The sequence below is a fragment of the Stutzerimonas sp. NM35 genome, assembly GCF_054604355.1.
On sequence record NZ_CM137728.1, the window covers coordinates 4215432 to 4228960 of the forward strand.

Consider the following 13529-nt stretch of genomic DNA (forward strand, 5'->3'; position numbering starts at 1 on the left):
GAAAGTGTTACGCTCATGTAGCTCAGTTGGTAGAGCACACCCTTGGTAAGGGTGAGGTCAGCGGTTCAAATCCGCTCATGAGCTCCAAACCCAAAGGCAGATATGTATATATCTGCCTTTGTTTTAATGGTGGCGTGACTAGCTCAATTCAACGATGGGAGACGGTCTCGATGGCTAAAGAAAAATTCGAACGTAACAAACCGCACGTCAACGTCGGCACCATTGGTCACGTCGACCATGGCAAGACCACGCTGACTGCAGCCCTGACTCGCGTCTGTGCCGAAGTCTTCGGTTCGGGTGGCGTCTCCAAGGGTTACGACCAGATCGACAACGCGCCGGAAGAGAAGGCTCGTGGTATCACCATCAACACCTCCCACGTTGAATATGATTCCCCGATCCGTCACTACGCGCACGTCGACTGCCCGGGTCACGCCGACTATGTGAAGAACATGATCACCGGTGCTGCCCAGATGGACGGCGCGATCCTGGTCTGCTCGGCTGCTGACGGCCCCATGCCGCAGACTCGCGAGCACATCCTGCTGTCCCGTCAGGTGGGTGTTCCCTACATTGTCGTGTTCCTGAACAAGGCCGACATGGTAGATGACGCCGAGCTGCTGGAACTGGTCGAGATGGAAGTTCGTGACCTGCTGTCGACCTACGACTTCCCGGGCGACGACACTCCGATCATCATCGGCTCCGCGCTGATGGCGCTCAACGGTGAAGACGAAAACGGTCTGGGCACCACTGCCGTGAAGACGCTGGTCGAAACTCTCGACAGCTACATTCCCGAGCCTGTGCGCGCTATCGACAAGCCGTTCCTGATGCCGATCGAAGACGTGTTCTCCATCTCCGGTCGCGGCACCGTGGTAACCGGTCGTGTCGAGCGTGGCATCGTCCGTATCCAGGAAGAGATCGAGATCGTTGGTATCCGTGATACCACCAAGACCACCTGCACCGGTGTCGAAATGTTCCGCAAGCTGCTCGACGAAGGTCGTGCCGGTGAGAACGTTGGCGTACTGCTGCGCGGTACCAAGCGTGATGATGTCGAGCGTGGTCAGGTTCTGGCCAAGCCAGGCACCATCAAGCCGCACACCAAGTTCGAGGGCGAAGTCTACGTTCTGAGCAAGGAGGAAGGCGGTCGTCACACGCCGTTCTTCAAGGGCTACCGTCCGCAGTTCTACTTCCGTACCACTGACGTGACCGGTAACTGCGAACTGCCGGAAGGCGTTGAGATGGTTATGCCGGGCGACAACATCAAAATGGTTGTCACCCTGATCGCTCCGATCGCCATGGAAGACGGTCTGCGCTTCGCGATTCGCGAAGGTGGCCGTACCGTTGGTGCCGGCGTGGTTGCCAAGATCATCGAATAATCGATTGATCTGTTTGGTTCGGGCCGGCATAATAGTCGGCCTGACTCTTGTTAGGCCAGTAGCTCAATTGGCAGAGCGACGGTCTCCAAAACCGTAGGTTGGGGGTTCGATTCCCTCCTGGCCTGCCAATTTCAATATCGAACTTGGCAGTTTTTTACAGGGTTCTTGCAGATGAATGTCAAAGCAGAAGCTAAAGACACGCGCTTCGATTTGGTGAAGTGGCTTGTTGTTGCTGCTTTGGTTGCTGTGGCTGTCGTTGGCAATCAGTATTATGCCGCCGAGCCTATTCTCTATCGAGTGATTGCCCTGCTTGTCGTTGCGGTCGTGGCTGCGTTTGTTGCGCTACAGACATCAAAAGGTCGCTCTTTCTTTGTTTTGCTGAAGGAAGCGCGCGTCGAGATTCGTAAAGTCGTTTGGCCGACCCGTCAGGAAACTACGCAGACCACGCTGATTGTGTTGGCGGTTGTGCTGGTGATGGCGCTGCTGTTGTGGGGGTTGGATTCCCTGCTCGGTTGGCTGGTTTCCATGATTGTAGGTTAAGGGTGTCCCGTGGCTAAGCGTTGGTATGTGGTTCATGCTTACTCGGGTTACGAGAAGCATGTCATGCGTTCGTTGATAGAGCGCATCAAGCTTGCCGGTATGGAAGATCATTTCGGCGAAATTCTGGTCCCCACGGAAGAAGTCGTGGAGATGCGTAACGGGCAGAAGCGCAAGAGTGAGCGCAAGTTCTTTCCCGGTTACGTGCTGGTTCAGATGGATATGGCTGAGGGTGCATGGCACCTGGTCAAGGATACGCCTCGAGTGATGGGTTTCATTGGTGGTACGGCCGATAAGCCTGCGCCCATTACCGACAAGGAAGCTGAAGCCATTCTGCGTCGTGTCGCTGATGGTAGCGACAAGCCTAAGCCCAAGACCCTGTTCGAGCCCGGCGAAGTTGTCCGCGTTGCTGATGGCCCGTTTGCCGACTTCAATGGTGTGGTCGAAGAGGTCAACTACGAGAAGAGTCGCATTCAGGTGGCTGTTCTGATTTTTGGTCGCTCTACCCCGGTAGAGCTGGAGTTCAGCCAGGTCGAGAAGGTCTAGCTGACGCATGCATCCCTTACCCCGCAGCTGGCCGCTGCGGGGTTTTGTCGTCACTGGGATAAACAAGTAACCAGGGGAGCCGAAAGGCGTTTGAACCCATAACGGAGTAGCTATGGCTAAGAAGATTCAAGCTTATATCAAGCTTCAGGTAAAGGCCGGTCAGGCCAATCCATCGCCGCCGGTCGGCCCTGCACTGGGTCAGCACGGCGTGAACATCATGGAATTCTGCAAGGCGTTCAACGCTCGCACCCAAGGCCAGGAGCCTGGTCTGCCGACTCCTGTGATCATCACTGTTTACAGTGACCGCAGCTTCACGTTCGAAACCAAGAGCACTCCGGCGGCCGTGCTGCTGAAGAAAGCTGCTGGCGTCACCAGTGGTTCTGCTCGTCCCAACACCCAGAAGGTCGGCACCGTTACTCGTGCCCAGCTGGAAGAGATCGCCAAGACCAAGCAGGCTGATCTGACCGCTGCCGAAATGGAGGCTGCCGTACGGACCATCGCTGGTTCCGCTCGCAGCATGGGCCTGAACGTGGAGGGCGTGTAATGGCTAAGTTGACCAAGCGTCAGAAGACGATTGCCCAGAAGATCGAAGCGGGCAAGCAGTACGGTTTTGAAGAGGCTGCAACCCTGCTGTCCGAACTGTCGGCCGTCAAGTTCACCGAATCCTTCGATATCGCCATCAACCTGGGTGTTGATCCGCGTAAATCCGACCAGGTCGTTCGTGGTGCAACCGTTCTGCCGAACGGCACCGGCAAGACCGTCCGCGTTGCCGTGTTCACCCAAGGCCCTGCTGCTGAAGCGGCTCTGGCTGCCGGCGCCGATCGCGTTGGCATGGACGAGCTGGCTGCCGAGATGAAAGGCGGCGACCTGAACTATGACGTGGTCATCGCCTCCCCGGACGCCATGCGCGTTGTGGGTCAGTTGGGCCAGATCCTCGGTCCGCGCGGTCTGATGCCGAACCCCAAGGTCGGCACTGTGACTCCGGACGTCGCGACTGCGGTGAAGAATGCCAAGGCGGGTCAGGTGCGTTTCCGTACCGACAAGAACGGCATCATCCACAGCTCCGTGGGCAAGATTGGTTTTGAAGCCGGTCAGCTCAAGCAGAACGTCGAAGCGCTGCTGTCCGACCTCAAGCGTCTGAAGCCGTCCACGTCCAAAGGTATCTACGTCAAGCGTGTGACCCTGAGCACCACAATGGGTCCGGGCCTGGTCATCGACCAGGCTTCGCTAGACGCGTAAGACGAAACCGCTCCGCTGGTCGGGGCGGTGCATATTGGGGTCCCTGCCTGGCGGGGGCTATCCAAGACCGTAGGCGGCGCAAGCCTTAAACAGTTGAAGTTCGTTTCTCCAAGCCTACGCAGAGGTGCTCCCGATTCGTACCGAATCAGACACCAACACCCGTCCGGTTTCGACCGGATGAAACGGTAACATCCAGGAGTAAAACCCGTGGCAATCAAACTCGAAGACAAGAAGGCCATCGTCGCTGAAGTCAACGAGGCTGCCAGTGCTGCCCTGTCCGCTGTCGTGGCTGATGCCCGTGGCGTGACCGTGGGGGCCATGACCGGACTCCGTAAAGAGGCCCGCGAAGCCGGCGTGTACGTACGTGTCGTACGTAACACCCTGCTCAAGCGCGCCGTTGAGGGCACTCAGTTCGAGGTGCTCAACGACGTGTTCAAAGGCCCGACCCTGATCGCATTCTCCAACGAGCATCCGGGCGCTGCCGCCCGTATCTTCAAGGAGTTCGCCAAGGGTCAGGACAAGTTCGAGATCAAGGCCGCTGCGTTCGAGGGTCAGTTCCTCGCAGCCAATCAGATCGACGTGCTGGCAACCCTGCCGACTTATGACGAAGCCATTTCGCAGCTGATGAGCGTGATTCAAGGCGCTACCAGCAAGCTGGCTCGTACTCTGGCGGCCGTTCGCGACCAGAAGGAAGCCGCTGCTGCCTAAGGCAAGCATGCTGCTTTCAAACTTCTTATGAAATTAGATGGCCGCAGGCCGTCACCTAAATACAGGAACTAGAGTCATGGCTCTGACCAACGAAGACATCATCAACGCCGTTTCCGAAATGTCCGTGATGCAGGTTGTTGAACTGATCAAGGCAATGGAAGAGAAGTTCGGCGTTACCGCTGCTGCTGCTACCGTTGCTGCTGCTGGCCCGGCTGCTGCCGCTGCTGAAGAGCAGACCGAGTTCACCGTCGTTCTGGCCGAAGCTGGCGACAAGAAAGTGAACGTGATCAAGGCTGTTCGCGAACTGACCGGTCTGGGCCTGAAAGAAGCCAAGGCAGTCGTTGACGGCGCTCCTGGCGTGGTCAAGGAAGGCGTCTCCAAGGACGAAGCCGAAGCTGCCAAGAAGGCACTGGAAGAAGCAGGCGCCAAGGTCGAGCTCAAGTAAGCGACGACCTTGCGTCTACAGCCGGAGCGACTCGCACAAGGCTGATGGCTGGTGGCTTTTGCCACCGGCCTTTTTCCGTTATAGCTAGCTGTTGTTTATTGGTTGGCTAGTGGAAAGACCCACTCCATGAGTGGCGCGAATCAAGGATTCGCACGATTTTCTGGCTACTTCCGTCGGGAGGGGCCAAACAAGCAGGTGACCAAGCTGGGGAACGCTGATGGCTTACTCATACACTGAGAAAAAACGAATCCGCAAGGACTTTAGCAAGTTACCGCACGTGATGGACGTGCCGTATCTTTTGGCCATCCAGCTGGATTCGTATCGCGAATTCCTGCAGGCGGGAGCGACAAAGGATCAGTTCCGCGACATTGGCTTGCACGCAGCCTTCAAATCCGTTTTCCCGATTATCAGTTATTCCGGCAATGCAGCGTTGGAATACGTCGGCTATCGCCTCGGCGAGCCAGCCTTCGATGTCAAGGAATGTGTTCTGCGTGGTGTGACCTTCGCGGTTCCGCTGCGGGTTAAAGTGCGCCTGATCATTTTCGACAAGGAATCGTCGAGCAAGGCGATCAAGGACATCAAGGAGCAGGAAGTCTATATGGGGGAAATCCCCCTGATGACCGAGAACGGTACCTTCATCATCAACGGTACCGAGCGCGTCATCGTTTCCCAGTTGCACCGCTCGCCGGGCGTGTTCTTCGACCACGATCGTGGCAAGACCCACAGCTCGGGCAAGCTGCTGTATTCCGCGCGCATCATTCCCTACCGCGGCTCCTGGCTGGATTTCGAGTTCGATCCGAAGGACGCCGTGTTCGTGCGTATCGACCGTCGCCGCAAACTGCCGGCCTCGGTACTGCTGCGTGCGCTGAATTACAGCACCGAGGAAATCCTCGATGCCTTCTACGATACCAACGTCTTCCACGTGAAGGGCGAGATGCTGGCGCTCGAGCTGGTTCCGCAGCGTCTGCGCGGCGAGATCGCCTCGTTCGATATCACTGACGGAAGCGGCAAGCTGATCGTCGAGCAAGGCCGTCGCATCACCGCGCGGCACATCAATCAGCTCGACAAGTCCGGCGTCAAAGAACTCGAAATGCCGATGGACTACGTGCTGGGTCGCACCGTGGCCAAGGCCATCGTGCATCCGGCGACCGGAGAAATCATCGCTGAATGCAACACCGAGCTGACCGTCGAAGTGCTGGCCAGTATCGTCAAGGCTCAGGTCGTCCGTTTCGAGACCCTGTACACCAACGACATCGATTGCGGTCCGTTCATCTCCGACACCCTGAAGATCGACTCGACCACCAACCAGCTCGAAGCGCTGGTGGAAATCTATCGCATGATGCGTCCTGGCGAGCCGCCAACCAAGGACGCCGCCGAAACGCTGTTCAACAATCTGTTCTTCGCCTCTGAGCGTTACGACCTGTCGGCAGTCGGGCGGATGAAGTTCAACCGTCGTATCGGTCGTACCGAGATCGAAGGTTCCGGTGTGCTGAGCCGCGAGGACATCGTTGCGGTGCTCAAGACTCTGGTCGATATTCGTAACGGCAAGGGTATCGTCGACGACATCGACCACCTGGGCAACCGTCGCGTGCGTTGCGTCGGCGAGATGGCCGAGAACCAGTTCCGCGTAGGATTGGTGCGCGTCGAGCGTGCGGTCAAGGAACGCCTGTCGATGGCCGAAAGCGAAGGTCTGATGCCGCAGGATCTGATCAACGCCAAGCCGGTTGCGGCGGCGGTGAAGGAGTTCTTCGGTTCCAGCCAGCTCTCGCAGTTCATGGACCAGAACAATCCGCTTTCGGAGATCACCCACAAGCGTCGTGTTTCCGCACTTGGCCCGGGCGGTCTGACCCGTGAGCGCGCCGGCTTCGAAGTCCGTGACGTACACCCGACCCACTACGGTCGCGTGTGCCCGATCGAAACGCCGGAAGGTCCGAACATCGGTCTGATCAACTCGCTGGCCGCCTATGCGCGCACCAACCAGTACGGCTTCCTCGAAAGCCCGTACCGCGTGGTCAAGGAAGGCGAAGTCACCGACGAGATCGTATTCCTCTCGGCCATCGAAGAAGCCGACCATGTGATCGCCCAGGCCAGCGCCAAGCTCGATGGCCGCAAGCTGGTCGACGAGCTGGTTGCCGTGCGTCACCTGAACGAGTTCACCGTCAAGGCGCCGGAAGACGTGACGCTGATGGACGTGTCGCCGAAGCAGGTGGTTTCCGTTGCGGCCTCGCTGATTCCTTTCCTCGAACACGACGACGCCAACCGTGCACTCATGGGCTCGAACATGCAGCGTCAGGCCGTGCCGACTCTGCGTTCGGACAAGCCGCTGGTGGGTACCGGGATGGAGCGCAACGTAGCGCGCGACTCCGGCGTCTGCGTGGTCGCTCGCCGTGGCGGCGTGATCGATTCGGTCGATGCCAGCCGAGTGGTCGTGCGTGTTCATGATGACGAGGTCGAGACAGGTGAAGCCGGTGTCGACATCTACAACCTGACCAAGTACACCCGCTCCAACCAGAATACCTGCATCAACCAGCGTCCGCTGGTGAGCAAGGGTGACGTGGTTCAGCGTGGCGACATCATGGCCGATGGCCCGTCCACCGACATGGGCGAGCTGGCCCTGGGTCAGAACATGCGCGTCGCATTCATGCCCTGGAACGGCTACAACTTCGAGGACTCCATCCTCCTCTCGGAGCGTGTAGTTCAGGAAGACCGCTTCACCACCATCCATATTCAGGAGCTGACCTGCGTATCGCGTGATACCAAGCTCGGCCCGGAAGAAATCACCGCGGATATCCCCAACGTGGGCGAAGCTGCGCTGAACAAGCTGGACGAAGCGGGCATCGTCTATGTAGGTGCCGAGGTAGGCGCGGGCGACATTCTGGTAGGCAAGGTCACGCCCAAGGGTGAAACCCAGCTGACGCCTGAAGAAAAGCTGCTGCGTGCGATCTTCGGTGAGAAGGCGTCCGATGTGAAGGACACCTCTCTGCGCGTGCCGACCGGCACCAAGGGCACCGTCATCGACGTACAGGTGTTCATCCGCGACGGCGTCGAGCGTGATTCGCGCGCGCTGGCCATCGAGAAGATGCAGCTCGACGAGATCCGCAAGGACCTCAACGAGGAGTTCCGCATCGTCGAAGGCGCGACCTTCGAGCGTCTGCGCTCGGCACTGGTCGGTGCGACCGCCGAGGGCGGTGCCGGCCTGAAGAAGGGCGCGGTGATCACCGACGAAATCCTCGACAGTCTCGAACATGGTCAGTGGTTCAAGCTGCGCATGGCCGAAGATGCGCTCAACGAGCAGCTGGAAAAGGCCCAGGCCTATATTTCCGATCGCCGCGTATTGCTCGACGACAAGTTCGAAGACAAGAAGCGCAAGCTGCAGCAGGGCGACGATCTGGCGCCGGGCGTGCTGAAGATCGTCAAGGTTTACCTGGCCATCAAGCGTCGCATCCAGCCGGGCGACAAGATGGCTGGTCGTCACGGTAACAAGGGTGTGGTCTCGGTAATCATGCCGGTCGAAGACATGCCGCACGATGCCAACGGCACGCCGGTGGACATCGTCCTCAACCCGCTGGGCGTACCGTCGCGGATGAACGTCGGGCAGATCCTCGAAACCCACCTGGGCCTGGCGGCCAAGGGCCTGGGCGAGAAGATCAGCCTGATGCTCGAAGAGCAGCGCAAGGTCGCCGACCTGCGCAAGTTCCTGCGCCAGATCTACAACGAGATCGGTGGTCGCCAGGAGAGCCTGGATGATCTGAACGATCGTGAAGTTCTGGATCTTGCCAACAACCTGCGCAAGGGCGTGCCGATGGCCACGCCGGTGTTCGACGGTGCCAAGGAAAGCGAGATCAAGGCCATGCTGAAGCTGGCCGATCTGCCGGAAAGTGGCCAGATGCAGCTGTTCGATGGGCGTACAGGTAACAAGTTCGAGCGCACCACCACCGTCGGCTACATGTACATGCTCAAGCTGAACCACCTGGTCGACGACAAGATGCATGCGCGTTCCACCGGCTCCTACAGCCTGGTTACCCAGCAGCCGCTGGGCGGCAAGGCGCAGTTCGGTGGTCAGCGTTTCGGGGAGATGGAGGTCTGGGCACTGGAAGCCTATGGTGCCGCCTACACCCTGCAGGAAATGTTGACTGTCAAATCGGACGATGTGAACGGTCGGACCAAGATGTACAAGAACATCGTGGACGGCGATCACCGCATGGAACCGGGTATGCCGGAATCCTTCAACGTACTGATCAAAGAGATCCGTTCGTTGGGTATCGACATCGATCTGGAAACCGAATAACACGCGATGCACATCGGGAGCGGACGTTGGTTCGCTCCCTGCTCCGCTGGGAGGAAAGGCCTTGAAAGACCTGCTGAATCTATTGAAAAACCAGGGTCAAATCGAAGAGTTCGATGCCATCAAGATTGCGCTGGCATCGCCCGAGATGATTCGTTCCTGGTCCTTCGGTGAAGTGAAAAAGCCGGAGACCATCAACTACCGTACGTTCAAGCCCGAGCGTGATGGCCTGTTCTGCGCCAAGATCTTTGGCCCGGTCAAGGACTACGAGTGCCTGTGCGGCAAGTACAAGCGCCTCAAGCATCGCGGCGTGATCTGCGAGAAGTGCGGCGTTGAAGTCGCGCTGGCCAAGGTTCGTCGTGAGCGCATGGCGCACATCGAACTGGCTTCGCCGGTCGCCCACATCTGGTTCCTGAAGTCGCTGCCGAGCCGTATCGGCCTGCTGCTGGACATGACCCTGCGCGATATCGAGCGCGTGCTCTATTTCGAGAGCTACGTGGTGATCGATCCGGGCATGACCACCCTGGAAAAAGGCCAGTTGCTCAACGACGAGCAGTACTTCGAAGCCCTCGAAGAGTTTGGTGACGACTTCGATGCCCGCATGGGTGCCGAGGCCGTGCGCGAGCTGCTGCACGAAATCGATCTGGAACACGAGATCGGTCGCCTGCGTGAAGAGATTCCGCAGACCAACTCGGAAACCAAGATCAAGAAGCTGTCCAAGCGTCTCAAGCTGATGGAAGCCTTCCATGGCTCGGGCAACCTGCCTGAGTGGATGGTGCTGACCGTTCTGCCGGTTCTGCCGCCGGATCTGCGTCCGCTGGTGCCGCTCGATGGTGGCCGCTTCGCGACTTCGGATCTGAACGATCTGTATCGCCGCGTCATCAACCGTAACAACCGCCTCAAGCGCCTGCTCGATCTGTCGGCGCCGGACATCATCGTGCGCAACGAAAAGCGCATGTTGCAGGAAGCGGTCGACGCGCTGCTGGACAACGGCCGTCGCGGTCGTGCCATTACCGGTTCGAACAAGCGTCCGCTGAAATCCCTGGCCGACATGATCAAGGGCAAGCAGGGTCGTTTCCGTCAGAACCTGCTGGGCAAGCGCGTGGATTACTCCGGTCGTTCGGTGATCACCGTCGGTCCGACCCTGCGTCTGCACCAGTGCGGTCTGCCGAAGAAGATGGCCCTCGAGCTGTTCAAACCGTTCATTTTCGGCAAGCTGGAAATGCGCGGCATGGCGACCACCATCAAGGCCGCCAAGAAGATGGTCGAGCGTGAGCTGCCCGAGGTCTGGGACGTTCTCGCCGAAGTCATCCGCGAACATCCCGTTCTGCTCAACCGCGCACCGACGCTGCACCGTCTGGGTATCCAGGCGTTCGAGCCGGTTCTGATCGAAGGCAAGGCGATCCAGCTGCACCCGCTGGTCTGTGCGGCATACAACGCCGACTTCGACGGTGACCAGATGGCCGTTCACGTGCCGCTGACGCTGGAAGCCCAGCTTGAAGCCCGCGCGCTGATGATGTCGACCAACAACATCCTCTCGCCCGCCAACGGCGAGCCGATCATCGTGCCGTCGCAGGACGTGGTACTGGGTCTGTACTACATGACCCGCGAAGCGATCAACGCCAAGGGCGAAGGCCGGGTGTTCGCCGACCTGCAGGAAGTCGACCGCGTGTTCCGCGGCGGTGAGGCATCTCTGCACGCCCGGGTGAAAGTGCGTATCAACGAGACCATCAAGGATCGTGACGGCAGCATCACCAAGAATACCCGCATCGTCGACACCACTGTCGGTCGTGCTCTGCTGTTCCAGATCGTTCCGGCGGGCATGTCGTTCGACGTGGTCAACCAGCCGATGAAGAAAAAGGCGATCTCCAAGCTGATCAACCTGTGCTACCGCACGGTGGGTCTGAAGGACACCGTCATCTTCGCTGACCAGCTGATGTACACCGGTTTCGCCTATTCGACGATTTCCGGCGTTTCCATTGGTGTGAACGACTTCGTCATCCCTGATGAGAAGGCGCGCATCATCGATGCCGCCACCGAGGAAGTGAAGGAGATCGAAAGCCAGTATGCGTCCGGCCTGGTAACCCAGGGCGAGAAGTACAACAAGGTGATCGACCTCTGGTCCAAGGCCAACGACGAAGTGTCCAAGGCAATGATGGCCAACCTCTCGAAAGAGAAAGTCATCGACCGTGACGGCAAGGAAGCCGAGCAGGATTCATTCAATTCCATGTACATGATGGCCGATTCGGGGGCGCGGGGCTCCGCTGCGCAGATCCGTCAGCTGGCCGGTATGCGCGGCCTGATGGCCAAGCCGGATGGCTCCATCATCGAGACGCCGATCACCGCGAACTTCCGTGAAGGTCTGAACGTACTGCAGTACTTCATCTCCACTCACGGGGCGCGTAAGGGTCTGGCGGATACCGCACTGAAAACTGCGAACTCCGGTTACCTGACCCGTCGCCTGGTCGACGTGGCGCAGGATCTGGTGGTGACCGAGATCGACTGCGGTACCGAGCAAGGCCTGCACATGACGCCGCACATCGAGGGCGGTGACGTGGTCGAGCCGTTGGGTGAGCGCGTTCTGGGCCGTGTCATCGCCCGTGACGTTCTCAAGCCGGGTAGCGAGGACGTGCTGGTGCCTGCCGGCACGCTGGTTGACGAGAAGTGGGTCGACTTCATCGAGCTGAACAGCATCGACGAAGTGATCGTACGCTCGCCGATCTCCTGCGAGACCCGCTACGGCATCTGCGCCAAGTGCTACGGTCGCGACCTGGCGCGTGGGCATCAGGTCAACATCGGCGAGGCAGTCGGTGTCATCGCGGCCCAGTCGATCGGTGAGCCGGGTACCCAGCTGACCATGCGTACCTTCCACATCGGTGGTGCGGCGAGTCGGACCTCGGCGGTCGACAACGTGCTGGTGAAGAACGGCGGTACCATCCGCCTGCATAACCTCAAGTACGTCGAGCGCGTGGATGGTGCGTTGGTGGCTGTGTCGCGTTCCGGTGAGCTGGCGGTTGCGGATGACTTCGGTCGTGAGCGCGAGCGTTACAAGCTGCCCTACGGCGCAGTGATTTCCATCAAGGAAGGCGACAAGGTCGATGCCGGCACTGTCGTTGCCAAATGGGATCCGCACACTCACCCGATCGTGACCGAGATGAAGGGTGTCGTGACTTTCGTTGGCATGGAAGAAAACATCACCATCAAGCGCCAGACCGACGAGCTGACCGGCCTGACCAACATCGAGGTGATGGATCCGAAGGATCGTCCGGCTTCCGGCAAGGACATCCGTCCGGCGATCAAGATGGTCGATGCCAATGGCAAGGAACTGCTGCTGCCGGGTACTGATGTACCGGCCCAGTACTTCCTGCCGGCCAACGCCTTGGTGGGTGTTGCCGATGGCGCGGAGATCAATGTGGGTGACGTCATCGCGCGTATCCCGCAGGAAACTTCGAAGACCCGCGACATCACCGGTGGTCTGCCGCGCGTTGCCGACCTGTTCGAGGCGCGTCGTCCGAAAGAACCGTCGATCCTTGCGGAAATTAGCGGCACCATCTCCTTCGGCAAGGAAACCAAAGGCAAGCGTCGCCTGGTGATCACGCCGACCGATGGTACCGATCCGTACGAGGAGCTGATTCCGAAGTGGCGCCATCTGAACGTCTTCGAAGGCGAACAGGTGAACAAGGGTGAAGTGATCTCCGACGGTCCGAGCAACCCGCACGACATCCTGCGTCTGTTGGGTGTCAGCGCGCTGGCCAAGTACATCGTCAACGAGATTCAGGACGTGTACCGCCTGCAGGGCGTGAAGATCAACGACAAGCACATCGAGACGATTCTTCGTCAGATGCTGCGCAAGGTCGAGATCGCCGAGTCTGGAGATTCAACCTTCATCAAGGGCGACCAGATGGAGCTGACCCAGGTTCTGGAAGAGAACGAGCGCCTGAGCGAAGGCGACAAGTTCGTCTCCAAATACGTGCGCGTATTGCTGGGTATCACCAAGGCATCGCTGTCCACCGAGTCGTTCATCTCGGCGGCATCCTTCCAGGAAACCACTCGCGTCCTTACCGAGGCGGCGGTTACCGGCAAGCGCGACTACCTGCGCGGTCTGAAGGAAAACGTAGTGGTCGGTCGTCTGATCCCGGCCGGTACCGGTCTGCAGTATCACAGCGAGCGCAAGCGCAAGCGTGATGCCGACAAGCCGGTACGAGTCAGTGCTGATGAAGTCGAAGCGGCTCTGACCGAGGCGCTGAACTCCAGCGGCAATTGAAAGAAGGCTCCGGCGCAAGCCGGGGTCTGCCTTGACGGTGTGCAAGAAGCTCTTTAGACTCTTGTACCCCTAATTTGGCGGGGCTTTGTGCCCTGCCATTTTTCGTTTGTGTCGAAAGACAACAGTGGAGCTAGT

Annotated in this window: 9 protein-coding genes and 2 tRNA genes; all 11 read left to right on the forward strand. The window is 59.0% G+C overall.

Going from position 1 to position 13529, the window contains the following annotated elements:
* Positions 1-11 precede the first annotated feature (11 nt).
* The 11 genes from ACYCFC_RS19505 to rpoC all read left to right on the forward strand — a co-directional run bounded on the left by ACYCFC_RS19505 (position 12) and on the right by rpoC (position 13394).
* Positions 12-87: transfer RNA gene (locus ACYCFC_RS19505), tRNA-Thr, on the forward strand.
* Positions 88-170: 83 nt separating this feature from the next.
* Complete coding sequence (gene tuf / locus ACYCFC_RS19510; protein WP_181082246.1) at positions 171-1370, forward strand: elongation factor Tu; 1200 nt, start codon at positions 171-173, stop codon at positions 1368-1370.
* Between the two features lie 52 nt (positions 1371-1422).
* Positions 1423-1498 (forward strand) — tRNA-Trp (locus tag ACYCFC_RS19515).
* Between the two features lie 43 nt (positions 1499-1541).
* On the forward strand, positions 1542-1910 hold the full coding sequence (gene secE / locus ACYCFC_RS19520; protein WP_181082253.1) for a preprotein translocase subunit SecE: 369 nt from the start codon (positions 1542-1544) through the stop codon (positions 1908-1910).
* A gap of 9 nt (positions 1911-1919) precedes the next feature.
* The gene (gene nusG / locus ACYCFC_RS19525; RefSeq protein ID WP_019342058.1) at positions 1920-2453 is read left to right on the forward strand and encodes a transcription termination/antitermination protein NusG; all 534 of its coding nucleotides are present in this window, start codon (positions 1920-1922) and stop codon (positions 2451-2453) included.
* A 112-nt stretch (positions 2454-2565) separates the two neighbouring features.
* On the forward strand, positions 2566-2997 hold the full coding sequence (gene rplK / locus ACYCFC_RS19530; RefSeq protein ID WP_125840149.1) for a 50S ribosomal protein L11: 432 nt from the start codon (positions 2566-2568) through the stop codon (positions 2995-2997).
* Entirely contained in the window at positions 2997-3692 is a 696-nt protein-coding gene (gene rplA / locus ACYCFC_RS19535) for a 50S ribosomal protein L1 (protein WP_181082252.1), read from the forward strand. Before rplK ends, rplA begins: the two co-directional genes overlap by 1 nt.
* A gap of 207 nt (positions 3693-3899) precedes the next feature.
* Complete coding sequence (rplJ, locus tag ACYCFC_RS19540) at positions 3900-4400, forward strand: 50S ribosomal protein L10 (RefSeq protein WP_459652648.1); 501 nt, start codon at positions 3900-3902, stop codon at positions 4398-4400.
* Positions 4401-4476: 76 nt separating this feature from the next.
* Entirely contained in the window at positions 4477-4845 is a 369-nt protein-coding gene (gene rplL, locus ACYCFC_RS19545) for a 50S ribosomal protein L7/L12 (RefSeq protein ID WP_181082251.1), read from the forward strand.
* 217 nt (positions 4846-5062) lie between these two features.
* Positions 5063-9133: a DNA-directed RNA polymerase subunit beta gene (rpoB, locus tag ACYCFC_RS19550; RefSeq protein WP_459652649.1), complete on the forward strand. Its 4071-nt coding sequence runs from the start codon at positions 5063-5065 to the stop codon at positions 9131-9133.
* Between the two features lie 61 nt (positions 9134-9194).
* A complete protein-coding gene (gene rpoC / locus ACYCFC_RS19555) occupies positions 9195-13394 on the forward strand; it encodes a DNA-directed RNA polymerase subunit beta' (RefSeq protein WP_181082249.1) in 4200 nt (1399 codons plus the stop codon).
* Positions 13395-13529: the final 135 nt, after the last annotated feature.